The sequence below is a fragment of the Oleiagrimonas sp. C23AA genome, from assembly GCF_011759385.1.
Lineage (GTDB): Bacteria > Pseudomonadota > Gammaproteobacteria > Xanthomonadales > Rhodanobacteraceae > Oleiagrimonas.
Map to the genome: position 1 here is coordinate 64,226 of NZ_JAARLY010000007.1, position 23,975 is coordinate 88,200.

Sequence of the window (23,975 nt, forward strand, 5' to 3'; positions counted from 1 at the left end):
GTTGCCGTCCGCCATGGGGAAAGCGGAGGCCTCACCATCCAGTCTTTCCCAAACCTTCCGGTCCTGCTCGGTGGGCTGGTGCTGGCGCTCGTGCTGACGGCGCTGGCCTGGCCGCGCGCCGCGCACGCCGGGCATGGACTATTTAAGTGCCAGGGCGCGCGCGGGGAAACCGTGTTCACCAGTGCACCGGCCGGTTACCGCGGCTGCAAGCGCGTGCATCTGGATGAGCAGGCGCCCATCAATGGCCGCCTTGGCGCGCGGCCCTCGGCAGTGAAAGCGCCGGCGCCCAGGCAGGCTTCTGCCGCCAGCACGCCCGCGCCAAAAACAGACCATCGTTCACATCTGACCATGGCCGAAGGCGCGCAGCTGACCAGTGCCGCCAAGGCCGCGCAGTTGGAGCGTGCCGGCAAGCGCGTGCTGCGTGGTGCGGTGTATCGCGTGGTGCATGCCGACGGCTCGGTTGAATACACCAATGTGCGTCCGCACGGCGCGCGCGGTCAGCGCGTGAAAACACTGTTCACCTACATCGCCACCTGTCCGGCCTGCGAGGTGCATTCGCCGATCAACTGGCGCACCGTGCCGTTGCACATGACCGCCTATGCTCACGACGTGCAGGCGGCTGCCAGCGAATACGGCGTCAGTGCGGCGCTGCTGCGCGCGGTGATCCATGCCGAAAGCGCCTTCAATCCGCGCGCGGTGTCGAACAAGGGTGCGCAGGGCCTGATGCAGCTGATGCCGGGCACGGCCTCGGACATGGGTGTGAACGATGCTTTCAACGCCGCACAGAACATCCGCGGCGGAGCGCGCTATCTGGCCAGTCTGTTGAAAACCTTCAACGGCAACGTGCGCCTGGCGGCCGCTGCCTACAATGCCGGTCCGGCGGCGGTGCAGAAATACGGTGGCGTGCCGCCGTACGACCAGACCCAGGTGTATGTCGACCGCGTGGATATTCTGCGCAAACGCTATGCCGCGGCGCAGGGCGCCACGGCGCTGGCCGTCAGCAGCGGATCGGCGGGCTGAGCCGGTGCCGGGCAGCCGCCACGGTTTCGCCTTGCCAAGCCGGCCGCGCCGGCGCCTTTGCTCACGAACCGCTGCGACTCAGCTGCATCAACTGCTTGAGCGGCGGGCGCTGGGTCAGTGTCAGCTTGGCGTGGAATGGCGAGCCCGAGCGCAGGCCGGATACCGTCAGCGTGGTACCGGGTTTCAGGTTGGCCTCGCGGTGGCGAAGGTCCGAAGCATCGGTGATGTCCTGCTTGCCCAGGCGCAGCAAAATGTCGCCCTGCTGCAGTCCGGCACGCGCGGCCGGGCCGCCCGGATAAACGTCACTGATCATCACGCCGCGCGCGGCCGCCGGCAGCCCCGAGTTGGAGGCCACTGGCACGTTGGTGTAATCGAGCCCCAGCCAGCCTCGCACCACGTGGCCATGTTCGATGATCTGGTTCATGACCATTTTCGCGGTGGCCACCGGGATGGCGAAGCTGATGCCCTCCGCGCCGTTGCCACGGCCCATGCCGGATACGGTATTGCCCAGCAGCGCGGTATTGATGCCGACCAGTTCGCCGCGTGCATTGACCAGCGCGCCGCCGGAATTGCCGAAGTTGATGGCGGCATCGGTCTGGATGAAGTCTTCCGGATTGGAATTGAGCTGGCGCTGCAGGGCCGAGACGATACCCATGGTCACGGTCTGGCCGATGCCGAACGGATTGCCGATGGCCAGCACCACATCGCCCACCTGCGGCGGCGTGCTGGCAATGCTGATGCCGGGCAGGTTGTTGGCGTCGATCTTCAGTACAGCAAGGTCCGTATCCGGATCCGAGCCAATCACTTTGGCCTCGGCCACGCGGCCGTCGTAAAGCAGCACCTGGATGTTTTGCGCATCGGCAATCACGTGATTATTGGTCAGCACATAACCTTTCGAGCCAATGATCACGCCCGAACCCAGGCTTTGTTCGCGCCGTTTATAGGCAGGTCCGGCCGGGCCGCCGAAAATAAAACGCTGCAAAACCGGATCGGAATAAATCCGCATCGGTTGTTCGGTAACAACTTTATTGGCGTAGATATTTACCACCGACGGTGCCGCATGGTGCACTGCGTCAGCGTAGGAAAATGGACCCTGATTTTGCGTTGTCGGCGAAGCTGCGTTATGGATAGAGGCAGATTTGGGGGCCGGGGAGGGCAAGCCCAGACGCGAACGCAACACGCGACCGGTATCGGGCCACACCAGCCCGATGACGAAGGCCAGTGCAAGGCCGACGGCAGCAAATTGAACGATGAATGCGAGCGTGCGTGCAGCTTTTTTCATGAAACACAAGGATGCGGAAAGGGCTGGATCGGTCGCGTGGCCGGCGCCAGGAGCGCCTTGCAAGGCGCCCGTGGTGACGGGGCGCAGCCGGTCGCGGCACGCGTGCGGTTCAGATTGTACGCCCTGTACCCTGACGTTACACTAACCCGATTTTCGGGCCTGCCTGAAAATCGATCCCAATGGCATAAATTCCGGAGAGCCTGATGGCGAATGAAGTCGTCGATCACGGTCGCCGCCGATTTTTGACTGTAACTACAGCAGCGGTCGGTGGAGTAGGAGTCATAGCGGCCGCAGTACCGTTTATTAAGTCTTGGGAACCGAGCGCAAAGGCCAAGGCGGCCGGCGCTCCGGTTGTCGCCGATATCGGCAAGATCGAATCAGGCCAGATGGTGAAATATTCCTGGCGCGGTTTGCCCGTTTTCGTGGTCAATCGCACCAAGGCGCAGCTGGCGGCGCTGCCGTCGCTCGATCCACGGCTGAAAGACCCCAAAAGCTCCAACACCGATCAGCAGCCACCCTACGCCAAGAACGAGCACCGCTCGATCAAGCCCGAGTGGCTGGTGGTGATCGGTATCTGCACGCACTTGGGCTGCGTGCCGGAGTTCGTGCCCGACATCAAGCCCGAACCGTTCGACCCTAACTGGAAGGGTGGTTTCTTCTGTCCCTGCCACAAGTCGCGCTACGACCTGTCCGGACGCGTGTTCGACGGCGTGCCGGCGCCGGCCAACCTGGCCGTGCCACCGTACCATTTTATCGATGACACCCATATCCAGGTCGGCGTCGATCCGAAGGGGGCTGCGTGATGGGCAAGCGATGGAGTGGACTGGGCGGCTGGATCACCGAGCGTGCCCCGGGCATGGCGCCCATGTACCGCAAGCACATGAGCGAGTACTACGCGCCGAAGAACTTCAACTTCATGTACTTCTTCGGTTCACTGGCGATGCTGGTGCTGGTCAACCAGATTCTCACCGGCATCTTCCTGGCGATGTTCTACAAGCCCAGCGCAGAGGCCGTGTATCCGGGCGTGTCCGAAGCCTTCGCCTCGGTCGAGTACATCATGCGCGATGTCGACTGGGGCTGGTTGATCCGCTACATGCACACCACTGGCGCCTCGATGTTCTTCGTGGTGGTGTACCTGCACATGTTCCGCGGCCTGATGTACGGCTCGTACAAGAAGCCGCGCGAACTGGTGTGGCTGTTGGGGATGCTGATCTTCCTGGCGCTGATGGCCGAGGCCTTCATGGGCTACGTGCTGCCGTGGGGCAACATGTCGTTCTGGGGCGCCAAGGTGATCATCTCGCTGTTCGGTGCCATTCCCTACGTGGGTGACACACTGGTGCAGTGGATCATGGGCGATTACCTGCCCTCTGGAGCCACTCTCAACCGCTTCTTCTCGCTGCATGTCATCGCGTTGCCGCTGGTATTGCTGCTGCTGGTGGTGCTGCATCTGGCGGCGCTGCACGAAGTGGGTTCGAACAACCCCGACGGCGTGGACATCAAGAAGGTCAAGAACGTCGAGGGCAAGCCGGTCGATGGCATTCCCTTCCATCCGTACTACACGGTGAAGGACCTGTTCGGCGTGGGCATGTTTCTGATCATCTGTGCCTTCATCATCTTCTATCAGCCAACCATGGGCGGCTGGTTCCTGGAGCACGACAACTTCATTCCGGCCAATAACCTGGTCACGCCCGAGCACATCAAGCCGGTGTGGTACTTCACTCCGTTCTACGCGATCTTGCGCATGATTCCGGCCAAGCTGCCCGGTGTGCTGACCATGTTCGCCGCCATCGTGGTGCTGTTCCTGACGCCATGGATCGATCGCGGCCAGGTGCGCTCGGTGCGTTATCGCGGCACCGGCTTCAAGGCCGCGCTGGTGGTGCTGGTGATCGCCTTCCTGTCGCTGGGGCTGGTCGGTGCTGGTGTCACCACCGAGCTGATCCCCGCACTGCTGGGGCCAAGCGCCGATGTCACGCTATGGGAAAACCTGTTTGGCCGCATCATGACGCTGGCCTATTTCGGGTTCTTCATTTTTCTGTGGGTATACACCTACTTCGGCTTTGAGAAGACCAAGCCGGTTCCGGAACGGGTGACCATGCATGACTAAGCGAATGCTGATTTCGATCACGTTGGCGCTGGCTCTGCTGGGCGCCCCGCTGGCCGCGTGGGCGTCGGAGGGCGGTGGCCTGATGACTGCCCAGGTGAACGTGCGCGACACCGCCTCGGTGCAGCGCGGTGCGCGGCTGTTCTTCAACTACTGTGTGGGCTGTCACTCCCTGCATTACATGCGCTATGCGCGTATCGGCAAGGACCTTGGCCTGACCGAAAAGCAGGTGATGGACAACCTGAACTTCACTGGCGCCAAGTTTGGCGACACAGTGCAGTCATCGATGCCGTCAGCCGATGCGCAAAAATGGTTCGGCAAGGCACCACCGGACCTGAGCCTGGAGGTACGGGCCAAGGGGGAAGACTGGGTCTACAGCTACCTCAACAGCTTCTACCTGGACCCGTCGCGTCCAGTGGGCTGGAACAACACCGTGTTCCCAAATGCCTCCATGCCCAATGTGCTGTGGGAGCTGCAGGGCATACAGGTGCCGGTGCTTGGACACGAGAAGGGCGAAGACAAACCGGTGGTCGAGCGCCTGCGCATGGACAAGGCCGGGCAAATGTCACCGGCGCAGTACCACGCGGCGACACGGGATCTGACCGCCTTCCTCACCTACGTGTCCGAGCCGGCGGCGCTGAAGCGTCACAGTCTGGGAGTGTGGGTGATCCTGTACCTGGCGCTTTTTACCTTCCTTGCGTTCATGCTCAAGCGTGAATACTGGAAGGACGTGCACTGATACAGTGTGAATTGGCGGCGCCCGGTGGCGCCGCCAGTGGGGACGCGGCGACAGGGGTATAGGGGACGCCTGCCGCCATTAGCGTCGTGTTCGGTGCCCGCCGGGTGTGGCGGGCCGGTTTTATGGCGGCAGCACGTCGCCACCAAGGGTGAGGGGAAATGGCCATGGGCCAAAGTGCGCGTTCACGCACCGTATTGACGCTTTATACGACTCCCGATGCGGTGCAGTGCCATCGCACGCGGCTGGTGCTGGCCGCCAAGGGTGTCGCTTATGACCGGGTCATGGTGAACCCGGCCGATCCGCCGGAAGACCTGATTGATCTGAACCCCTATGCCGATACGCCGACCCTGGTCGATCGCGATCTGGTGCTTTATGACACCACCGTGGTCTGCGAGTACCTGGACGAGCGTTATCCGCATCCGCCTTTGATGCCGATCGATCCGTTGTCGCGTGCGCGCCTGCGCCTGGCAATGGTGCACATGGAGCTGGATTGGCTGGTGCAGATGGATGCCATCGCCGAAGGTGGTCGTGGCGCCGACACGGCGCGCAAGCAGTTGCGTGAGCAGTTGCTGCTGTCGCTGCCGTTGTTCAAGGCATCACGCTACCTTCTCAACACCGAGATGAGCCTGGCCGATTGCCTGGCCGCCGCGGTGATCTGGCGCTTGCCGATGCTGGGTGTGGAACTGGGTCGCGAGGGCAAACCGATCAACGACTATGGCGAACGTATCTTCCACAGCCCGGCCTTTGCGCGTAGCCTGACGGATGAAGAGAAAGCCATGCGTGAGTAAGTAGTGAGCAATCAGACACCTCCTGGGATGACCTCCAACCGCCCGTACCTGCTGCGGGCCATCTACGACTGGATCACCGATAATGGCCTGACGCCGTATATCCTGGTCGATGCCGAGCAGCCCGGCGTGCAGGTGCCGCCGCAGACCATCCGAGATGGGCAGGTGGTGCTGAACATTGCCATGCGCGCGGTAGCCAATCTGGATCTCGGCGACGACCGTGTCGCCTTTTCAGCGCGCTTTTCCGGAGCCAGCCGGCAGGTGTCACTGCCGCTGCCGGCCATCCAGGCCATTTACGCCCAGGAAAACGGGCAGGGCATGATGTTTCCCGAGGAAGAGGTACCGCCGTCCAGCGATGCACAGGAAACGCCGCTGCAGGATGTCGGCGGCGAAGGCGATGCCGCCGCTGGTGACGATGATGGCGACAAGCCCAAGCGTGGCGCACCCCACCTGCGGGTGGTCAAGTAGGCCGACGCGGCGAAGATGAATTGTCCGCCGGTTCCGCAGGGGCTGGCGGACGTGTCTGGCCTGGCTCGATCACGATTTCCGGGCGCGGTTGGCGTGGTGCCATGGCGGTGCCGGGGAAATCGATGACGGTAGCGCCATCACCATGCCACGGCGTGCTGATGCCGATCACGCGGCGCCCGGCCAGCCACAGGTGCCCGTGGCGCCGGTCCTGGCCATCCAGGCTGACATCGAAGCCGTAACGCTTTTCCACGCGCAGGCGTCCGTCATGCCGGCGCAGGCGCAGTGCACTCAGGCCGATGGTCTCGTCCAGCAGCTGCACCTGCTGCGACTGGCAAAGGCGTCGCGCCTCGGCCAGCGCCACATCGCGCACGCGCATGTGCTCGAGCCAGGTCAGGCCCAGCACGACCACGATCAGCAGAAACGTCCATTCACCGGTCATCATGGCACCAGTGTGGGTACGCCGCGCACCGCTTACAAGCGTGACGCGATGATGCGTGTGCTCACGTGTCGATGGACAGGCGCATCGACAGATCGACCGCGTGCACATGCTTGGTCAGCGCACCCACCGAAATGAAGTCCACGCCGATCCTGGCCAGGGTTTTCATGCGTGCAAGGTCGACGCTGCCGGAGACTTCCAGCGGCACATGGCCGGCGGTAAAGCGCACCGCCTCGATGAGCGCATCGGTATCGAACTCATCGAGCATGATGCGATCGGCACCCGCCTCGATGGCCTGGGCCAGCTCGTCCATGGATTCGACTTCCACCTCGACCATCACGTTGGCATGCAGTGCGCGAGCGGCGGCCACCGCCGGCGCGATGCCGCCGGCGGCGGCGATATGGTTTTCCTTGATCAGGATGGCGTCGAACAGGCCGATGCGATGATTGTGCCCCCCGCCGGCGCGCACCGCGTATTTTTGCGCCATGCGCAGGCCGGGCAGTGTCTTGCGTGTATCCAAAACGCGCGTGTCCGTGCCTTCCAGTGCGGCGGCATAGCGCGCGGTCTCGGTGGCGGTGCCCGACAGCGTCTGCAGGAAGTTCAGCGAGGTGCGCTCGGCGCTGACCAGTGCCCGGGCCGGCCCTTGCAGCCGACACAGTATGGTATCCGGCGCTACCTGTTGACCTTCCTCGACCAGCCACTCGATGACGATGCCTGCATCCAATATCAGATAGCAGGCATCGAACCAGGGGCGTCCCGCGATGACGGCCTGATCACGACACAGCACGTGGGCCGTGGCGGGGCGGCCGGCGGGCAGCAGCTGGGCGGTCAGATCGCCACTACCCAAGTCTTCGGCCAGGGCGCGCTCGACGTCACGACGAACGTCATCGGCGGACGGCGAGTCCGCCACAGGATCAAACCGGTGGTGCATGGGAAAGCCTTGTGGTCGGTCGAGAAGCGTCAGGCGCTTTCGGGCTCGGGCGGCGCGCCCGTGGGCGTCTTGCGCAGTCGCTCAACGATGGCATCGAGGGCGCGATCAAACAAGGGTAGCTCTTCCAGCACGATGGTGCGGCCATCGGCCAGTTCAACGGCCAGTTCATCGGCGGTGCGATCACCGACCTTCAGTCCGCGGCGGTTGACGAACAGGTAGCGGCCGCTGATCGGACTGATCCACGACAGCTTGGCACGCTCGTTGGCACCCTCCGCGCCGGCACCGACGAACTCCACCCAGGTGCCGGGCTTGAGCTGGCGCACGCGTGCCATGGCCTCGTCATCCGGGGGGGGCTGCTGCGCTTCAAGTGCGCTTTCGTCGGCGACATCTTCGGCGGAGGTTTCGCTGATGGCGGGCACCGACGCCGGCATGGGCGGCGCACGCTCCAGGCCGGGCGGCGGCACTGATGCAGCCGGATCCTCGCGTAATGCCTGGCGATAGAATCCGTGCAGCTGGCCGATCAGCTTGTCAATGTCGCTATCCTGGAACGCGACGGTGGAAAGGCCGTGGCGCAGCGATTTTTCCAGACTGGGTAACAATTGGCGCAGTCGCTGGCGCTGCTCGGGACTGGCTGGTGGCGTCATCGACCAGGTGAAGTCGTCGATGAAGCGCAAGGCCTCGGAAAATTCGCCGGAATCTTCACCCTGGCGCAGTTGCGTGAGTACCAGGTAGTTGGCCCAGGCTCGCGTCAGGATGCCCTGTGCCATTTCCGGCAGGCGCGTGTGCTCGGTACGCTGACGGATTTCCTGCGCGGCCCGACGGCGCGCACGTGCCAGCTTCTCGCGACCTTGGGTGGCCTCGGCAACGCGCTGCTCGGAGAGCTCGGCACGGCGCCGGTGGATGTCCAGAAACTGCTGCAGATCGGCCTGCAGACGCTCGAAGATGCCCAGGTCATCGTCGAAATCCTGCATCAGCGTCTCCACGATCTCGCGCACCTTGTTGTACAGGTCGCGATCGCGGTCGGCTCCAGGCGACCAACTCTTGGCCGCTTCCGCCAGCGCATCGAGCAGGCGACGCGCCGGGTGCTGGGCGTGAGCGAACAGGCGTCGATCGAGAATGGCAGCCTTCAAATAGGGAATTTGCAGGCGTGCCAGCAGCACCTGCATGTCCACTGGCAGGTTGTGATCCTGCAGTATGAATTCAAACAACATGCCGACCAGGTCGATGGTGTCCTCGTCGGCGCCGGACATCCGCGTGTGCGCTTCGCCGCGCAAGCGGCGAATCTGGCTTTGCAACTGACGCTTCAGTTCGGCGGTATCAGCTTCGCTGACACTTGCTTCCTTGCCGTGGGGCAGGGGAGCCTGGAACTGTTCGGCTGCCTGCGACTGCAGCAGCGAGAGTGCGCCAAGCAGTTCGGCCGGACTCAGTGAAGGTGCACTGGCGGCGGCATGATCCCGGCCGGTACGTTCCGCAGCCGAGCCCGGGCCGGCGGCGCCCTCCGGCTGGCGGCGTGAGGCGAGCAGCTCGTGCAGTGTGCGCATCACTTCGTCGCGCACGGCCACGCGCTGCGGGTCTTCCGCGTGCTGAACAGGCGCAGCATCCGCCTCGCTCCGGGATTCATCACCACGCATGGCCGGGGTGGCGGGGCCGGTGCTGCTGCGGGGCGCCCCACCGTGGCGCAGCTGTGGCAGCACGCCGGCCTTGACCAGCTCATCGTTGAGCGTCTCGTACAGACCGTCCAGACCGCTCATGACATAGCGGTCAAACAGCTTATAGATGATCAGCTTGACACGCATTTCCACACTGAGTTCGCGCATCGATGCTCGGAAGGCCTGGCCGAGCAGCGATGGCGCCAGCGGGTTGCCGGCGTCGTCCACGCTGGCGCCACCGCAGATCACCGACAGACGCTGGTTGAGTGCATACAGGGGCCGCTGCAGGCGAGACTCGGTCTTGCCGACCATGCTGGTGATGGCCAGCGACTCTTCCAGTTCGGTATCGTCAACCAGTGACAGTTCGCCGCTGCCCGCGTCCTCGGCGGCGCCAGTCTCCTCGCGTCGTATCTGACGACCTGCGGCAAATTCGGAAAGGTTGCGTGCGACGCCGTCGACGAATACGCGCTCGATCAGCGAGCGCTTCTTGCGCACTTCGCGCATGCCGTCGAAATACTGGGTTTGTGCGGCGTTGTTCTCGGCTTTTTCGGCCAGATCGAAGAGCGCATCATCGGCATTTTCGAACATGGTCGCACACAAGCCCTGCAGCTTCTGGCGAGCCAGATCGCGCACGCGCACCTGCAACGCGCCGATACGCTCATTGCGCGGATCGGTACGTCGGGACAGGTCGACGATGTTGCTGGGATCCTTGGCGTTGTTCATGTATGGCTAACGGCGGCTACCGGGCGGCAGGCCACAGCCTGCGGCGCCATTTTCAAGGTCGCAGGATGAGCCTAACGTGACCGGCGTCACAAAGCAGTGCGCCTGGCGCAACCGTAAATCAGGCAGTCAACTGGGTTGTCCCGATACCCTCTTCAGGCAACATGACGGGGATGCCATCCTCAATGCGATAGACGACTTTCTCGTCGGTGGTGATCAGCGCTTCATCCACTGGGGTTAGCACGCGTTCCCCGGCCACTGTTTCGATGTGGCCATCGGCAATGGCCTGGTTTAAGCGCTTTAATTCATCGGCGCGCAGGGGCCGAACCGGGGTCTTGCTGACCGGGCAGCAGAGGATATCGAGCAAGCGTTTGTCCATGGCTTTACAATAGCGGTTTTTGAGCGGGCAGACCATGAATTTGACGGCATCGCCCAAGCCTCGCGTTGGCGTGGTGATGGGCTCACGTTCGGACTGGGAAACCATGGAGCACGCCTCGCGCACGCTGGAGGATCTGGGCGTGGCGCATGAGGTGCGCGTGGTCTCGGCACATCGCACACCGGACCTGCTTTTCCAGTACGCCGACGAGGCCGTCGAGCGCGGTCTTTCGGCCATTATCGCCGGCGCCGGTGGTGCCGCGCACCTGCCTGGCATGCTGGCGGCCAAGACCCGCGTGCCGGTGTTTGGTGTGCCGGTGCAGTCACGCGCGCTCAATGGCATGGACTCGCTGCTGTCGATCGCGCAGATGCCGGCCGGCGTGCCGGTGGGCACACTGGCCATCGGTCGTGCCGGGGCGGTCAACGCGGCGCTGCTGGCAGCGGCAGTGCTGGCGCTGACCGACGCCGAGGTGGCGAGCGCGCTGGATGCCTTTCGCGCCCGCCAGACCCGCACCGTTCTGGACAAACCCGATCCGAGGCAGGCATGAGCAAACATCTTCCCACCCTGGGCGTCATGGGCGGCGGTCAGCTGGCGCGCATGCTGGCGTTGGCCGGCGTGCCGCTGGGTGCCAAGTTTCTGGTCGTCGATCCATCCGAGTCGGCCTGCGCCGGTGACGTGGCGCCGCTGTTCAAGGCCGGCTGGGATGACACCGAAGCGCTGGCGCCGTTCGCCGAACGCATCGATGCAGCCACCTTCGATTTCGAGAATGTGCCGGCGGCCACAGCCGACTGGCTGAGCGCGCACACCAATGTGGCGCCGGGTGCCAAGGCGCTGGCCGTAGCGCAGGATCGTCTCGCCGAAAAGACCCTGTTCAACGAGATCGGCCTGCCGACGGCCAAATTCGCCACCGTCGATACTCGCCAGGAACTTGAGGCGGCGGTGGCACGCATCGGTGTGCCGTCGATCCTGAAAACCCGGCGCATGGGTTACGACGGCAAGGGCCAGTTCCGCCTGCGCAGCGACGCCGATATCGAGGCGGCGTGGCAGGCGCTGGGCGAACCGGCGGCCAAATATGGGCTGATCCTGGAAGCCTTCGTGCCGTTCGATCGCGAGGTGTCGGTGGTGGCGGTGCGTGGCCGCGACGGCGAGTTCCGCGTCTGGCCGTTGACGCAGAACTGGCATCGCGACGGCATTCTCTCGCTGAGTCTGGCGCCGGCGCCGCAAAGCGAGGCACTGCTGCCCAAGGCCACTGCCCACGCCAAGACCCTGGCCGAGCGGCTGGATTATGTGGGTGTGTTCGCGCTGGAGCTGTTCGTCAAGGATGGTCAGCTGCTGGGCAACGAGATGGCGCCGCGCGTGCACAACTCCGGGCACTGGACCATCGATGGCGCCTACACCAGCCAGTTCGAGAACCACGTGCGCGCCGTGCTCGGCATGCCGCTGGGTGACACCGGCGTGCGCGGTCACAGTGTGATGTTCAACTGGATCGGGCAGATGCCCGAGGCTGCACCGGTGCTCACCGAGACCGACGCGCATTGGCACGACTACGGCAAGAGTGCACGTCCGGGTCGCAAGGTGGGCCACGCCACCGTATGCGCGCCCGATCAGGCCACGCTGGCCGCGCGCATGGCGCGCATTGCCAAGGCGCTGGATCGCCTGGATCAGGTGGCGCCGGCGCTGGACGTGCTGGATGGCGAGGACTGATACACAAGCTGCATGGTGCGTGATCAGCCGTTAGTGCTTCGCGCATGAAAAAGGCCGCCCGAGGGCGGCCTTTTTCTTTCTGGGCAGCCTTCCCTTAGTGGGATGGCTGAACCGTCGATCAGCTCAGGTTGCTGGCGACAAATGCCCAGTTCACCACGTTCCAGAACGCTTCCAGGTACTTCGGACGGGCGTTGCGGTAATCGATGTAGTAGGCGTGTTCCCACACATCGCAGGTCAGCAGCGGCTTGTCGCTGCCGGTGATCGGCGTGGCCGCGTTGGAGGTGTTGACGATGGCCAGCGCGCCATCCGGGCGCTGCACCAGCCAGGTCCAGCCGGACCCGAAGTTGCCACCGGCCGACTTGGTGAACTCTTCCTTGAACTTGTCGAACGAGCCGAACGCCTTGTCGATGGCATCGGCCAGCTTGCCGCTGGGCTTGCCGCCGCCGTCGGGGCTCATGCAGTTCCAGTAGAAGGTGTGGTTCCACACCTGGGCCGCATTGTTGAACATGCCGCCGGAGGACTTCTTGACGATGTCTTCCAGTTTGGCGTCGGCAAACTCGGTACCCTCGATCATGTCGTTGAGGGTGTTGACGTACTTCTGGTGATGCTTGCCGTGGTGATAGTCCAGCGTCTCGGCCGAGATATGCGGTTCAAGAGCGGTGCGGTCGTACGGGAGCGGAGGTAGCTCGAAAGCCATAATGCATTCTCCTTAGCGTGTGGCTGGGGAAAGATGACCCGTCCGGACGCGCCCGGGCGGGCATGCGGCAGTTCGCCACGATACAATGATCGCTTCGGCGTCGTGACGCCTTCGTACATTCTAGATCGGAAAGCTATGGACGTTCTCGATCGCATCAAGGCCGAACTGGCCACACATCCTATCGTGCTGTTCATGAAAGGCACGCCGCAGTTTCCCATGTGCGGGTTTTCGGCGCGCGCGGCGCAGGCGCTGAGCGACGCTGGGGCCAAGGCGCGCGTGGTCAATGTGCTGGCCGATCCTGAGGTGCGCTCCAGCCTGCCGCGAGTGGCCAACTGGCCCACGTTTCCGCAGTTGTTTATCCATGGTGAGCTGATTGGCGGCTGCGACATCGTCGAGGATCTGGCCCGTTCCGGCGAATTGCCACGGATGGTGGCCGACATCGCTCGCGAGGAAGCCTGAGCATGGCGCTGTCCGGCGTGCGATTGCCCGAAGGCTGGGTGCCCGCGGCCGATACCCTGAATGGGCGCGTGGTGATGATCACCGGTGCCACTGGCGGTCTGGGGCGGGAAACCGCCTTGGCCTGCGCGCGTGCCGGCGCCAGTGTGGTGCTGGTCGGGCGCCGCGTGCGCGAGCTGGAGAAGCTTTATGACGCGCTGCTGGAGGCCGGCCATGCCAAACCGGCGGTGGTGCCGCTTAACCTGGAAAGCGCCACGCCGGCGCAATATGCCGAACTGGCCGGCATGATCGAGGCCGAGTTCGGCCATCTGGATGGTCTGCTGCATGCCGCCGCTCACTTTGACGGCCTGACGCCGATCAGCCAGCATCGCCCGGATCAGTGGTTGCGCACCCTGCAGGTAAACCTTTCCGCGCCGTTTGCGCTGACCCAGGCCATGCAGCCTTTGCTGGCGCAGCGCGAGGATGCTGCGGTGGTCTTTGTGCTGGATGACCCTGAGCGCATGCGCCAGGCGCACTGGGGCGCCTATGGCGTGGCCAAGGCCGGGCTCGAGTCGATGGTGGCGATCCTGCATCAGGAAACCGAGAGCACGCCGGTGCGCGTGCATGCGCTGCTGCCGGCACCGATGCGCACCGAGCTGCGCCGCATGGCCTGGTTTGGCGAGGACACCATGGCCCAGCCCACGCCCGAGGCCACCGCGCAGGCGGCGGTCTACCTGCTGAGCGCGCAGGCCACGGCGGCGCGCGGCGCCATGCTCGATCTTCGCTGACATGTTTCGATGATGCCCGGCTGGCGCCGGGCGCCACACACTTTCGCTACACACTTTTTCTGGGGAGCGCGATGGAAGCGCAGATGAACACCTTGTCCGCCGGCATCCTGCTGTTTTTGATCATGGATCCGCTGGGCAACATCCCGTTCTTCCTGAGCCTGCTGAAGGACGTGCCGCCGCAGCGCCGGCGCTGGGTGGTGATGCGCGAGCTGCTGATTGCGCTGGGTGTGCTGCTGGGCTTCCTGCTGGGCGGCCAGTACATCCTGCACATGCTGCAGTTGAAGCAGGAATCGGTATCCATCGGTGGCGGTATTGTGTTGTTCCTGATCGGCATCCGCATGGTGTTTCCGCCGGTGGATGGCGGCATCTTCGGCAAACCCGGCGAGGGCGAGCCGTTCATCGTGCCGATGGCAATTCCAGGCGTCGCCGGACCCTCGGCCATGGCGGCCTTGCTGCTGCTGACCAATTCGCAGCCCGGTCGCACCGCCGAGTGGGGCATCGCGCTGATCCTGGCGTGGTTGGCCACGGCGGTGATCCTGCTCAGCGCCACGTATCTGTTCAAGTGGCTGGGTGAGAGCGTGCTGACCGCGCTGGAGCGCCTGATGGGCATGCTGCTGATCGCGCTGTCGGTGCAGATGTTCCTGGGTGGCGTGGCCACTTATCTGCACGGCAGCGGCTTCTGAACCCAGGCGCTGCCCGACCTTCGGGGCATTGATCCATGCGTGGGCGTATGGAAAGGTGTCTTGCCATTCAGGCAAGATCATCAACGCGCTGTAACATTAGACGGCCAGCATGGCCTATAGCGCCGCGTGCCGGTAACAAGGCCGCCCGCTAACAGTCATGGGTGAGCTGCACGGCATGGCGCGAAAACGACGTGCCAAACTGAACGAATATCGGACGATCCCGGGGAGACGGTCATGCTCAGCGTCGAACGAACCCTCACCGAGCGCCTGCCGTGGCTGGCGCAACACCCGCGTATCTGCCGGCCATTGGCTGGTCTTTTGGGGCGCCTGGCCAACGAGTCGGCCTTCAATCAGGCGCTGCTGCGCATGGGGCAGGTGGAGGGCTTCGACTTTGTCGAAACCGCGCTTGATCATCAGGGCGTGACTTATCGGGTGACCCAGCGCGAGCTGGAGCACATTCCGGTGGATGGCCCGTTGCTGGTGGTGGCCAATCATCCGCTGGGCATGCGCGATGCGCTGGCGCTGCTGCACCTGATCGGTTCGGTGCGGCGCGATGTGAAAATTCTTGGCAACGATGTACTGACCGCACTGCCGCAGATCAGCCGGCTGGTGATGCCGGTGGACGTGTTCGGCAAGGGCGCGGCTTCGCGCATGCGCAGCATCTACCGTGCGCTCGAGGAAGGCCAGGCGCTGATCGTGTTCCCGGCCGGTGAGGTGTCGCGGATGAGCGCGGCGGGCGTGCGCGATGGCCAATGGTCGGACGGCTTTGCCCGCATAGCCATGCGTACTGGCACGCCGGTGTTGCCAGTGCATGTGGCGGCGCGCAATTCGGCCGCATTTTACGGCATGTCGATGCTGGCCAAGCCGTTGGCCACGGCCATGCTGCCGCGCGAGGCCACGGCCAAGCGGCCGGTGCGCATCGGTTTCAGCGTCGGTCAGTTGATCGACGCCGATGAGCTCAAGCAGCGCAGTTCGGATTCGGCCGAGAATGCGGCCAAGCTGATGCGTCGTCACGTTTACCGCCTGGCCCGGCATCGCGGCCTGATCTTCGGCGGGCAGGCGCCACTGGCCCATCCCGAGCCGGTCGACCAGGTGCGTGCCGAACTGGAGGCATCGGAGCTGCTGGCCGACCTCAAGGATGGCAAGCAGGCCTACCTTTTCCAGGGCGTTTCCGACAGCCCGGTGATGCGCGAACTGGGGCGCCTGCGCGAGCTGACCTTCCGCAAGGTGGGCGAAGGCACCGGCATGCGCCGCGACATCGAGGAGTACGACACCCACTACGAGCACCTGGTGCTGTGGGATCCGAAGGCGATGCGCATCGTGGGTGCCTATCGATTCGGTCACGGTGGCCGCATCCTCTCGAGCAAGGGCATGAAGGGCCTGTACAGTGCCAGCCTGTTCAATTACACCCCGGCCATCGAGGCGCGCCTGGCGCAAGGCCTGGAGCTGGGGCGCAGCTTCATCACCCCGGCTTACTGGCGTTCGCGCGCACTCGATCAGCTCTGGCAGGGCATTGGCCTTTACCTGCAAAAGCACCCGGATATCCGTTTCCTGTTCGGCCCGGTGAGCATGTCGGTGAACCTGCCGCGCGAGGCGCGCGAATGGATTGTGGCCGCGCATCAGCATTACTTCGGCACGCCAGGTCTTGCCAGCGCCCGCCAGCCGTTCCAGGTGTCGCCGCTGGTGATGGAGGCAGCCAAGGCGGCGCTGGCCGGCTTGGCCCCATCCGATGGACTGGGGCGTCTGAAAAACCAGCTTGATGCACTGGGCGTGACCCTGCCGGTGCTGTACCGCCAGTACGTCGATCTGGTCGAGCCGGAAGGCGTGCAGTTCCTCGACTTCGGCGAGGACCCGGGTTTTTCCGGCTGCGTGGATGGCCTGGTCATGCTCGACCTGGACCGTCTCAAGCCAGCCAAGCGCGCCCGCTACTTGGGCAAGCGTTAAGCGGCACGCAAGTGACTGCGTCCATCGGCGGCGCTGGCGCATCTGTCAAAAAGGCCCCGGGCGTTGCGGCGTCCGGGGCCTTTGCGTTTGCAAAAAAACTGCAATCTGATCCGTCTACGATGTAAACAAGAAGTGGACTTTTTGCGAAGTAAACGTTAGATTTTTACGTCTGGGGCATCGATCGACAGGACGTCTGCGCGGCGCAGGCAGGCCCCGTGCTCGCGAAACGATGGTTAGTGAAAGCCCACCTCATGAGGCCGGGGCGCGTGGCAGGTTTTGCCTGTGGCGGCGCACGGTCGCCGGCACCCGTTTGGGTGTCGCTCTCAGATGTTTTCTTTCCGACTAGGGTTGCTATCAACATGAACAACATCAAGCGCAGGTATCTGCCGGCGATGATCCTTATCACGCTGTGCGGTGCGAGCAGCGCCACGTTCGCGCAGAACACCCACGCCGGCAGCAGCGATCAGCGTACCGCGCAGACCACCCACGGTGGCCAGGCCAGTGTGTCTTCCACCTCCAAGGTGACTGCCGACAACACCAAGCGTGCGCGTCAGCTCAACAACGTGACCGTGACCGCGACGCTGCCGTCGCTGGGTGGCGGCCTGATGTCCGAGCAGGATGCGCCGCAGGCGGTGTCGACCGTGACCCGCGCCGCACTGCAGGAAGGCTCGCCGGGCGGCACCTTCGTGCAGGCCATCGAGAGCATCCCGGGTGCCTTCACCTCGACCGACGATGTCACCGGCCTCAACGATGGTGATTACTCGATCCGCGGCTTCACCAGCGACGAGGTGGGCACCACCGTCAACGGCGCGCCGATCAACGACAGCGGCAGCTACCGCGTCTACGCCACCGAGTATGGCGATCGCGAGAACATGGGCGACATCACCGTGCAGCAGGGCTGGCCGACGGTGGATACGCCGATCGCCGGCGCCGCCGGTGGTTCCATCGGCTGGGTGACCATCGACCCGTCACACAAGGCCGGCCTGGACGTCAGCCAGACCCTTGGCGGCAACAGCTATCACCGCACCTTCCTGCGCTTCAACACCGGCGACACCGGTCCGGTGCGTTCGTGGTTGTCGTACTCCAACAACGAGGCCGACATCTGGAACGGTCCGGGCAAGATGAAGGTCACCAAGATCGACGGCAAGTCGCTGTGGACGATCAACGACCAGAACTCGATCTCGTTCTCGCTGCAGTACAACCGCGAGGTCAAGAACAGCTACCTGCACCTGACCAAGGCGCAGGCGGCCGAGCAATACAAGCAGGGTTATTCGGACTCCTGGACCTTCCCGGAAAACCTGAAGTCGACCTACACCGACGACTGCGGCCCGAATGCCACCTACAACGTTTGCTACTACAAGCTGCACATCAATCCGTACAAGAGCTGGATGGCCAGCGCCGATGGCGAGTTCACGCTGAGTGACAACCTGCACCTGTCGGTGGTGCCGTACTTCCAGTACGGCAGCGGCGGCGGCAGCGGCGCCACCAAGTTCTACGAGAGCACCTACGGCGACAACCAGTACGGTGATGTCGGTCTGGACCTCAATGGCAATGGCGTGGTCGCCAATGGCGACTCGGGTCTGGTCTATCACCTGAACCAGAACTTCACCTACCGTCCGGGCATCATCGCCAAGCTGAGCCAGGATTTCGGCGTCAACGACACGCTGGTCTACGGTGTGTGGTGGGAGCGTCCGCGCGAGCAGCAGGACGAAGTGTTCACGCCGATTGATCCGAAGACCGGCACGCCTTCGGATATCTGGGGCAAGTACGACCTGATCCGCTATCCGAGCGGCAAGATCCAGAAGCTGTACGACGAGTACACCATTACCACCACCGAGAAGGCTTTCGCGACCAACACCTGGACGCCGACCGACAAATGGACGGTGACCACCGGTCTGGCCTATATCTGGGCCAAGCGCGACGGTTTTGACTACGAGTACGCCGGCGCCGACTACGGTCCGAGCTACAAGACCCAGTTCGGTGGCAACGACTCGATGACCTACCACAAGTGGTCGCCGACGGCGGGTGTGAAGTACCAGATCGACAATAACCAGCAGGTCTACTTCGGTGCCGGCAAGACCTTCCGCACCCCGGTCAATGGCGCGGTGATGCAGAACGGCGCCGCCGCCCATTATGCCCAAGCCACTGGCAGCGACAGCTCGTTCCTGGCGACCAACAGGCCGGAAACGGCGACCAGTGCCGACCTGGGCTGGCGTTTCTACACGCAGGGCTTTTCGGCCAGCGTGGACGCCTATGCCGCCAACTTCCACAACAAGCAGGTCAGCGGTTACGACTACGACAGTGGTCAGACCGTCTACACCCAGCTCAAGAACGTGCACATGCGCGGTATCGCCGGTGAGGCCAGCGTCAAGCTCAACCACCAGTTTTCGTTGTACGGCTCGTACACCTACACGGTGGCGCGCATGCAGGACAACATCGATACCGGCAGCGATGGCATCTACAACACGGCTGGCAAGACGCTGACCAACACCCCGCGCAGCTCCGGCTATGCTCGTCTGAGCTACCACCAGGCCGGCCTGTGGGCCAATGTCAGTGCCAAGTACCAGGGCCCGATCTGGGGCGATTGGTCCAACACCGAGCGGGTAGGCGGCTACACCACGTTCAACCTGAGCGCTGGCTATCATTTTCACAGCGACGCCTCTTGGCTGCGCAAGCCGTACATCAAGGTCAATGCGTTCAACCTGACCAATCGCAAGGCACTGACCTGGGCCAGCGGTGCGTTCCTGGCCTCCAGTGCTGGCACGCAGTACGACGAAAACGGCCATAAGCTGTACAGCTCGGCCATTTCCTACTCGTTGCTGGAAGAGCGCACCTTCATGGTCACCGTGGGTGCTTCGTTCTTCTAAGTGCGCTCGACATGGGGTGGCCCCTAACGGGGTGATGAAAAAGGGCGGCCCGTCAGCGGGCCGCCCTTTTTTGCGTTGCAGCAACGGCCGCGCTAAGGTCGGCCAGGCAGACGCCACGGGGCTTCGGGCTGGCCGTCGTCGGAACATCGCGGTTCCGGAGCAGGGGCGCCGCACGGCGAATGCGGAGCGCAGCACAGTTGTTATGTAACTGTCATCATTTCACTGTTAAACTACCATTAACGCGGCGCCGGTCCCTGGGAGATCAGGCCGCCGCATGAATCGAGCGGAAGGAACACGCAAGGGCCTTTGTCCTGAGCGGCGATCCGCTCGCGTTCGTTTCGCGGTTTTTCGACAACCTTGCGTACTTTGGGGCAATTGAAATGAGCAATCATATCCGTCGTCGGATGCTTCCGTTCGCCATCGCGTCGCTGCTCGCCGCGGCGCCGGTGATGGCGCAGAACGTCACCTCCTCGTCGATGTCCGGCCAGGTGCTGGACGCCAGCGGCAAGCCGGTGGCCAATGCCACGGTGCAGATCGTGCACGTGCCGTCGGGCACCACCAAGGTGGTCACCACCGGTCCGGAAGGCCGCTACTCCGCGCAGGGTCTGCGCGTGGGTGGTCCGTTCGACGTCACCGCCTCGAAGTCGGGCATGACCCAGGCCGAGCAGGACAACGTCTACCTGCAGCTGGGCCAGGTTTCCTCGATCAACCTGAAGATGGGCGCCGAGGCCGCCAACGCGCAGACCATGAGCACCGTGACGGTGTCGGCCAGCGCCCTGGCGCAGACCTTCTCGCCGGACAACAAGGGCCTGTCCACCAACGTCTCGCAGCGCGAGCTGGAAGCCACGCCGCAGGGCAATCGTTCCATTGATGACATCGCGCGCCTGGATCCGCGCATCACGGTCACCGACCAGGGCGATGGCTCCATCTCGGCCATGGGCCTGCCCAACCGCTACAACAGCATCCAGGTGGATGGTGTCTCCGTGGGCGACCCATTCGGCCTGAACGCCAATGGCCTGCCGTACCAGAGCAGCCCGATCTCGTCGGACACCATCGCCGAGTACAACATCTCCACCGCCAATTACGACGTCACCTCCGATACGGTTGGTGCCGACATCAATGCGGTAACCAAGTCCGGCACCAACGAGTTCCACGGCTCGGTGTACTACAACTACACCAGCGCCGGTCGCATGGTGGGCAAGGCTGGCTGGTTGCCGTCCGATGATCCGGGCTACAAGTACAACGGCTTTGATCTGAACACCAATCGCGGCTTCACCTTTGGTGGTCCGATCGTCAAGGACAAGCTGTTCTTCTTCGTTTCCGCCGAGAAGCAGAAGGTGACGGGTATTGGTGCCGATTCGGCCAACGGACTGGACTCCAGCCTGACGGGCGGTTCCACTTCTAACAAGGTGTCGCCGAGTGATCTAGCCAATATCATCAATATTGCCAAGGACAAGGGTCTGGACCCGGGTGGCTTTGGTGGCCACAACAATGGTGTGTCGCTGCAAGACAAGCGCTACCTGGGCAAGATTGACTGGAACATCAGCAACAATCACCGTGCCAGCCTGAGCTTCAACAAGACCCACGAGACGCTGCCGCAGATCCTGGGCAACTCGTCGAATACGGTGGGCACCAGCAATTACATGTACACCAAGGACATCAAGACGACCAACGTGTCGCTTGAGCTGTACGACGACTGGACGGATCGCTTCTCCACCGAGACCAAGGTCGGCTGGCAGCACTACACCCAGAACACCAATGTGCCGACGCAGGCGCCTCAGGTGCAGGTGTACGTCAATGGCAGCAACGGTCCGTCGGTGTACTTGGGCGAAGAACAGTATCGTCACTACAACGCGGTCGATACCAAGAAGTGGACCGGCTTCTTCGCCGGCACCTACTACGGTGACGAGCACACCATCAAGGCGGGTGTCTACTACGAGCGCAACAAGATCTACAACTTGTTCGGTCGCACCGAATTCGGCGCCTACACCTTCTACAGCATGGACGATTTTGCCAACGGCAACTACCACAGTTACAACCTGTATCAGCCGGCCGATGGCTACTCCATCAATGATGTCGCCGCGCAGTGGACCTACAGCCAGTTCAGCCCGTTCATCCAGGATACGTGGCAGTTCAACGACCAGCTGTCGATCCAGTACGGCGTGCGCGTGAACATCCCGCATTCTGACAAGGCGCCGATCAAAAACCCGGCCTTCGAACAGGCCTTCGGTTTCCCCAACAACTACACGCTGGGTTCGAAGAACCGCGTGATTGAGCCGCGCCTGTCCTTCAACTACAGCTTCGACACCGAGCGCATGATGCAGCTGCGTGGTGGTGTCGGCCTGTTCCAGACCACGCCGCCGACGGTATGGATGACCAATCCGTACCAGAACAACGGCATGACCGTGACCACGTACTACGTGACCGATCCTTCCAAGGCACCGTTCAGCGCCGATCCGCATAACCAGCCGATCCCTGCCGGTGGCGGCAACCCGCCGCAGATGGATGTGGACACCATTGCCAAGAACTTCCGCCTGCCGACCGTTTGGAAGGCCAGCCTGGCATTGGATCGCGAGTTGCCATGGTGGGGTCTGGTGGCTTCGGCCGAATACCAGCACACGCATGCTCGTGACGCCATCCTGTACCTGGCGCCGAACATCGGCACGCCGAGTGGTACCCTGCCGGACGGGCGTTACCAGTACTGGACGGTGCCGGGCGGCACCAGTCACACCAGCGGTCAGAACAACGGCAACAATCCCAACTTCACCTACGATTCGACCATCCTGGCCAATACCAACAAGGGCAAGACGGATAGCTTCACGCTGGCGTTGAAGAAGCCATTTGCACATGGTTGGGCGGGCTCCATCTCCGCGACCTTCAATCATGCGACCGAGGTCAATCCGGGCGCCAGCTCGCAGGCTTCCTCGGGGTACAAGTACATTGTGCGTACCAACCCGAACGACGTGGTGGCTACCGAGGCCGCGCGTAACATCGCCAAGAGCCTGAAGGCATCCTTGAGCTGGCGCCATGCCTTCTTCGGCAACTACTACACGCAGGTGTCGGCGCTGTACATTGGCCATTCCGGTCGTCCGTACAGCTGGATTTTCTCCGGGGACGCCAATGGCGACCGCATTACCTATGAGGATCCGGTTTACATCCCGACCATGAACGATCCGCTGGTGACCTATTCTGCCGGCACGCCGCAGAGCGTGATCGATCAGTTCCAGAACTACATCAGCCATCAGGATTACCTGAAGGATCATCGCGGGCAGATTGCCGGTGCCAACAAGGCGCACAGCCCGTGGGTGAACCAATTGGATCTGTCGGTTCAGCAGGAAATCCCGGGCCTGTTCAAGGGCAACAAGGGCATCATTCGCCTGGATGTCTACAACTTCCTGAACATGCTGAACAAGAAGTGGGGCGATGTACGCGATACCGGCTCGTATAACACCCGTACCCTTGCAGGCTATGACGGAGTGAACGACCAGGGTCAGTACGTCTACTATCTGCCGACCGATAAGAACGGCAACTACCAGCCGCAGCAGCTGACTACCTACGACGCCGGTGGCAATCCGACCCGTACGGTCTCGCGCTGGTCGGCCATGCTGACCCTGAAGTACACGTTCTAAGGCGCGTATCTCAGGCCTTCACGGCCTTTACAGGCAACACCGAAAACCGGCGTCCGCGAGGGCGCCGGTTTTTTTTGGATGCGGGGCGCTCTCATTCGCTGCGGCAGCGATCAAGACGCTCGCGGCGTGCCCGCGCAAGGCGGATGCGTCCGGAGTTGGCTACCACGATGGCGCCGCCAGTGCTGCCGGGCTGATGTGTGCATACGGTCAGGCGCAGGTTGGAGCCAGGTGCCGAGCCATCGGCATGAAAGCGCACGCGTGGCCGGCTGGTCGCGCCCAGAATCACCACGTCATCCTGCGGATCGCCCTGACCGGTGAGGAATGGCATATCGTCCGGGGCGCCATCATGGTCGCGGTCGAAACCGGCCAGCCAGCCCATTTCCCAGTGCTCGCCGTCGGCGCAGTGCTCACCGTCGCGGGACGGGCAGATCATGGTGTCGCCGCCTTGAGTGATGGCCGCTGAGCGGGCCGCATGCAGGGCCATCACCAGATCGTCCTGGCGCGTGACACGGGTCGAGCGTGCACTGAAGCGCTCCATGGATGGCAGGGCCAGCGTGCAAAGGATCGCCAGCACCGCCAGCGCCGTGACCATCTCGATCAGCGTGAAACCACCTTGCGATGCACGCATGGCTTGCCTTCCCTGGCCAGTGTGCCACTAGCCTAGGGTGACGCCAGCCAGGCCTGCAGCAGGGTAAGGCCGTGACGGGTGTCGGAGTCATAC

Annotated in this window: 21 protein-coding genes; 14 read left to right on the plus strand and 7 right to left on the minus strand. The window is 63.2% G+C overall.

Annotated elements, in window-relative coordinates; all coding sequences use genetic code 11:
* Positions 1-78: 78 nt before the first annotated feature.
* On the plus strand, positions 79-1,020 hold the full coding sequence (locus HBF24_RS12375) for a lytic transglycosylase domain-containing protein (RefSeq protein WP_343162764.1): 942 nt from the start codon (positions 79-81) through the stop codon (positions 1,018-1,020).
* A gap of 61 nt (positions 1,021-1,081) precedes the next feature.
* On the opposite strand, the gene HBF24_RS12380 is transcribed toward HBF24_RS12375, so the two are convergent.
* The gene (locus tag HBF24_RS12380; RefSeq protein ID WP_343162765.1) at positions 1,082-2,026 is read right to left on the minus strand and encodes a trypsin-like peptidase domain-containing protein; all 945 of its coding nucleotides are present in this window, start codon (positions 2,024-2,026) and stop codon (positions 1,082-1,084) included.
* 479 nt (positions 2,027-2,505) lie between these two features.
* Here HBF24_RS12380 and petA point away from each other — a divergent pair, with 479 nt between their 5' ends.
* From petA to HBF24_RS12405, 5 genes are all read left to right on the plus strand, one after another.
* A complete protein-coding gene (petA, locus tag HBF24_RS12385) occupies positions 2,506-3,105 on the plus strand; it encodes a ubiquinol-cytochrome c reductase iron-sulfur subunit (RefSeq protein WP_167173357.1) in 600 nt (199 codons plus the stop codon).
* Positions 3,105-4,406, plus strand: coding sequence for a cytochrome bc complex cytochrome b subunit (locus HBF24_RS12390; protein WP_167173359.1), 1,302 nt, complete (start codon positions 3,105-3,107; stop codon positions 4,404-4,406). The genes petA and HBF24_RS12390 overlap by 1 nt, the downstream gene beginning before the upstream one ends.
* A complete protein-coding gene (locus HBF24_RS12395) occupies positions 4,399-5,142 on the plus strand; it encodes a cytochrome c1 (RefSeq protein ID WP_167173361.1) in 744 nt (247 codons plus the stop codon). The genes HBF24_RS12390 and HBF24_RS12395 overlap by 8 nt, the downstream gene beginning before the upstream one ends.
* Before the next feature lie 164 nt (positions 5,143-5,306).
* Positions 5,307-5,930, plus strand: coding sequence for a glutathione S-transferase N-terminal domain-containing protein (locus HBF24_RS12400; RefSeq protein ID WP_167173363.1), 624 nt, complete (start codon positions 5,307-5,309; stop codon positions 5,928-5,930).
* 27 nt (positions 5,931-5,957) lie between these two features.
* On the plus strand, positions 5,958-6,395 hold the full coding sequence (locus tag HBF24_RS12405) for a ClpXP protease specificity-enhancing factor (protein WP_167173364.1): 438 nt from the start codon (positions 5,958-5,960) through the stop codon (positions 6,393-6,395).
* On the opposite strand, the gene HBF24_RS12410 is transcribed toward HBF24_RS12405, so the two are convergent.
* From HBF24_RS12410 to HBF24_RS12425, 4 genes are all read right to left on the minus strand, one after another.
* On the minus strand, positions 6,388-6,834 hold the full coding sequence (locus HBF24_RS12410) for a DUF3301 domain-containing protein (protein WP_167173366.1): 447 nt from the start codon (positions 6,832-6,834) through the stop codon (positions 6,388-6,390). The two genes, HBF24_RS12405 and HBF24_RS12410, sit on opposite strands and share 8 nt — an antisense overlap.
* 61 nt (positions 6,835-6,895) lie before the next feature.
* Positions 6,896-7,762, minus strand: a complete 867-nt coding sequence (gene nadC / locus HBF24_RS12415) for a carboxylating nicotinate-nucleotide diphosphorylase (protein WP_167173368.1) — start codon at positions 7,760-7,762, stop codon at positions 6,896-6,898.
* 29 nt (positions 7,763-7,791) lie between these two features.
* Positions 7,792-10,134 (minus strand): DUF1631 domain-containing protein, encoded by a 2,343-nt coding sequence (locus HBF24_RS12420; RefSeq protein WP_167173370.1) that lies wholly within the window; start codon positions 10,132-10,134, stop codon positions 7,792-7,794.
* A gap of 118 nt (positions 10,135-10,252) precedes the next feature.
* On the minus strand, positions 10,253-10,510 hold the full coding sequence (locus HBF24_RS12425) for a Trm112 family protein (protein ID WP_167173372.1): 258 nt from the start codon (positions 10,508-10,510) through the stop codon (positions 10,253-10,255).
* 34 nt (positions 10,511-10,544) lie between these two features.
* Here HBF24_RS12425 and purE point away from each other — a divergent pair, with 34 nt between their 5' ends.
* Together purE and HBF24_RS12435 are read left to right on the plus strand one after the other, a co-directional pair.
* A complete protein-coding gene (gene purE, locus HBF24_RS12430; RefSeq protein WP_206064323.1) occupies positions 10,545-11,054 on the plus strand; it encodes a 5-(carboxyamino)imidazole ribonucleotide mutase in 510 nt (169 codons plus the stop codon).
* Positions 11,051-12,211, plus strand: coding sequence for a 5-(carboxyamino)imidazole ribonucleotide synthase (locus HBF24_RS12435; RefSeq protein ID WP_167173374.1), 1,161 nt, complete (start codon positions 11,051-11,053; stop codon positions 12,209-12,211). The genes purE and HBF24_RS12435 overlap by 4 nt, the downstream gene beginning before the upstream one ends.
* A gap of 118 nt (positions 12,212-12,329) precedes the next feature.
* On the opposite strand, the gene HBF24_RS12440 is transcribed toward HBF24_RS12435, so the two are convergent.
* Positions 12,330-12,908, minus strand: a complete 579-nt coding sequence (locus tag HBF24_RS12440; protein WP_167173375.1) for a Fe-Mn family superoxide dismutase — start codon at positions 12,906-12,908, stop codon at positions 12,330-12,332.
* Between the two features lie 135 nt (positions 12,909-13,043).
* On the opposite strand from HBF24_RS12440, the gene grxD reads away from it, so the two are divergent.
* The 6 genes from grxD (at position 13,044) to HBF24_RS12470 (ending at position 23,254) form a co-directional block, all read left to right on the plus strand.
* Positions 13,044-13,367 (plus strand): Grx4 family monothiol glutaredoxin, encoded by a 324-nt coding sequence (grxD, locus tag HBF24_RS12445; RefSeq protein WP_167173377.1) that lies wholly within the window; start codon positions 13,044-13,046, stop codon positions 13,365-13,367.
* A 2-nt stretch (positions 13,368-13,369) separates the two neighbouring features.
* Entirely contained in the window at positions 13,370-14,131 is a 762-nt protein-coding gene (locus HBF24_RS12450; protein WP_167173379.1) for an SDR family NAD(P)-dependent oxidoreductase, read from the plus strand.
* Positions 14,132-14,214: 83 nt separating this feature from the next.
* Positions 14,215-14,814: a YhgN family NAAT transporter gene (locus tag HBF24_RS12455; RefSeq protein ID WP_167173381.1), complete on the plus strand. Its 600-nt coding sequence runs from the start codon at positions 14,215-14,217 to the stop codon at positions 14,812-14,814.
* A 234-nt stretch (positions 14,815-15,048) separates the two neighbouring features.
* Positions 15,049-16,758, plus strand: coding sequence for a lysophospholipid acyltransferase family protein (locus HBF24_RS12460; RefSeq protein WP_167173383.1), 1,710 nt, complete (start codon positions 15,049-15,051; stop codon positions 16,756-16,758).
* A gap of 359 nt (positions 16,759-17,117) precedes the next feature.
* Positions 17,118-19,625, plus strand: a complete 2,508-nt coding sequence (locus HBF24_RS12465; protein ID WP_240922548.1) for a TonB-dependent receptor — start codon at positions 17,118-17,120, stop codon at positions 19,623-19,625.
* A gap of 380 nt (positions 19,626-20,005) precedes the next feature.
* Positions 20,006-23,254 (plus strand): TonB-dependent receptor, encoded by a 3,249-nt coding sequence (locus HBF24_RS12470; RefSeq protein WP_167173385.1) that lies wholly within the window; start codon positions 20,006-20,008, stop codon positions 23,252-23,254.
* Between the two features lie 91 nt (positions 23,255-23,345).
* Here the strand turns inward: HBF24_RS12470 and HBF24_RS12475 are convergent, their stop codons facing one another.
* Entirely contained in the window at positions 23,346-23,882 is a 537-nt protein-coding gene (locus HBF24_RS12475; RefSeq protein WP_167173707.1) for a GspH/FimT family pseudopilin, read from the minus strand.
* Positions 23,883-23,975 lie beyond the last annotated feature (93 nt).

Coding starts and splice junctions, on each gene's coding strand:
- HBF24_RS12380 (WP_343162765.1), bottom strand. CDS start 2,026: ATGCGGATTTATTCCGATCCGGTTTTGCAGCGTTTTATTTTCGGCGGC.
- petA (WP_167173357.1), top strand. CDS start 2,506: ATGGCGAATGAAGTCGTCGATCACGGTCGCCGCCGATTTTTGACTGTA.
- HBF24_RS12390 (WP_167173359.1), top strand. CDS start 3,105: ATGGGCAAGCGATGGAGTGGACTGGGCGGCTGGATCACCGAGCGTGCC.
- HBF24_RS12395 (WP_167173361.1), top strand. CDS start 4,399: ATGACTAAGCGAATGCTGATTTCGATCACGTTGGCGCTGGCTCTGCTG.
- HBF24_RS12400 (WP_167173363.1), top strand. CDS start 5,307: ATGGGCCAAAGTGCGCGTTCACGCACCGTATTGACGCTTTATACGACT.
- HBF24_RS12405 (WP_167173364.1), top strand. CDS start 5,958: ATGACCTCCAACCGCCCGTACCTGCTGCGGGCCATCTACGACTGGATC.
- HBF24_RS12410 (WP_167173366.1), bottom strand. CDS start 6,834: ATGACCGGTGAATGGACGTTTCTGCTGATCGTGGTCGTGCTGGGCCTG.
- nadC (WP_167173368.1), bottom strand. CDS start 7,762: ATGCACCACCGGTTTGATCCTGTGGCGGACTCGCCGTCCGCCGATGAC.
- HBF24_RS12420 (WP_167173370.1), bottom strand. CDS start 10,134: ATGAACAACGCCAAGGATCCCAGCAACATCGTCGACCTGTCCCGACGT.
- HBF24_RS12425 (WP_167173372.1), bottom strand. CDS start 10,510: ATGGACAAACGCTTGCTCGATATCCTCTGCTGCCCGGTCAGCAAGACC.
- purE (WP_206064323.1), top strand. CDS start 10,545: ATGAATTTGACGGCATCGCCCAAGCCTCGCGTTGGCGTGGTGATGGGC.
- HBF24_RS12435 (WP_167173374.1), top strand. CDS start 11,051: ATGAGCAAACATCTTCCCACCCTGGGCGTCATGGGCGGCGGTCAGCTG.
- HBF24_RS12440 (WP_167173375.1), bottom strand. CDS start 12,908: ATGGCTTTCGAGCTACCTCCGCTCCCGTACGACCGCACCGCTCTTGAA.
- grxD (WP_167173377.1), top strand. CDS start 13,044: ATGGACGTTCTCGATCGCATCAAGGCCGAACTGGCCACACATCCTATC.
- HBF24_RS12450 (WP_167173379.1), top strand. CDS start 13,370: ATGGCGCTGTCCGGCGTGCGATTGCCCGAAGGCTGGGTGCCCGCGGCC.
- HBF24_RS12455 (WP_167173381.1), top strand. CDS start 14,215: ATGAACACCTTGTCCGCCGGCATCCTGCTGTTTTTGATCATGGATCCG.
- HBF24_RS12460 (WP_167173383.1), top strand. CDS start 15,049: ATGCTCAGCGTCGAACGAACCCTCACCGAGCGCCTGCCGTGGCTGGCG.
- HBF24_RS12465 (WP_240922548.1), top strand. CDS start 17,118: ATGAACAACATCAAGCGCAGGTATCTGCCGGCGATGATCCTTATCACG.
- HBF24_RS12470 (WP_167173385.1), top strand. CDS start 20,006: ATGAGCAATCATATCCGTCGTCGGATGCTTCCGTTCGCCATCGCGTCG.
- HBF24_RS12475 (WP_167173707.1), bottom strand. CDS start 23,882: ATGCGTGCATCGCAAGGTGGTTTCACGCTGATCGAGATGGTCACGGCG.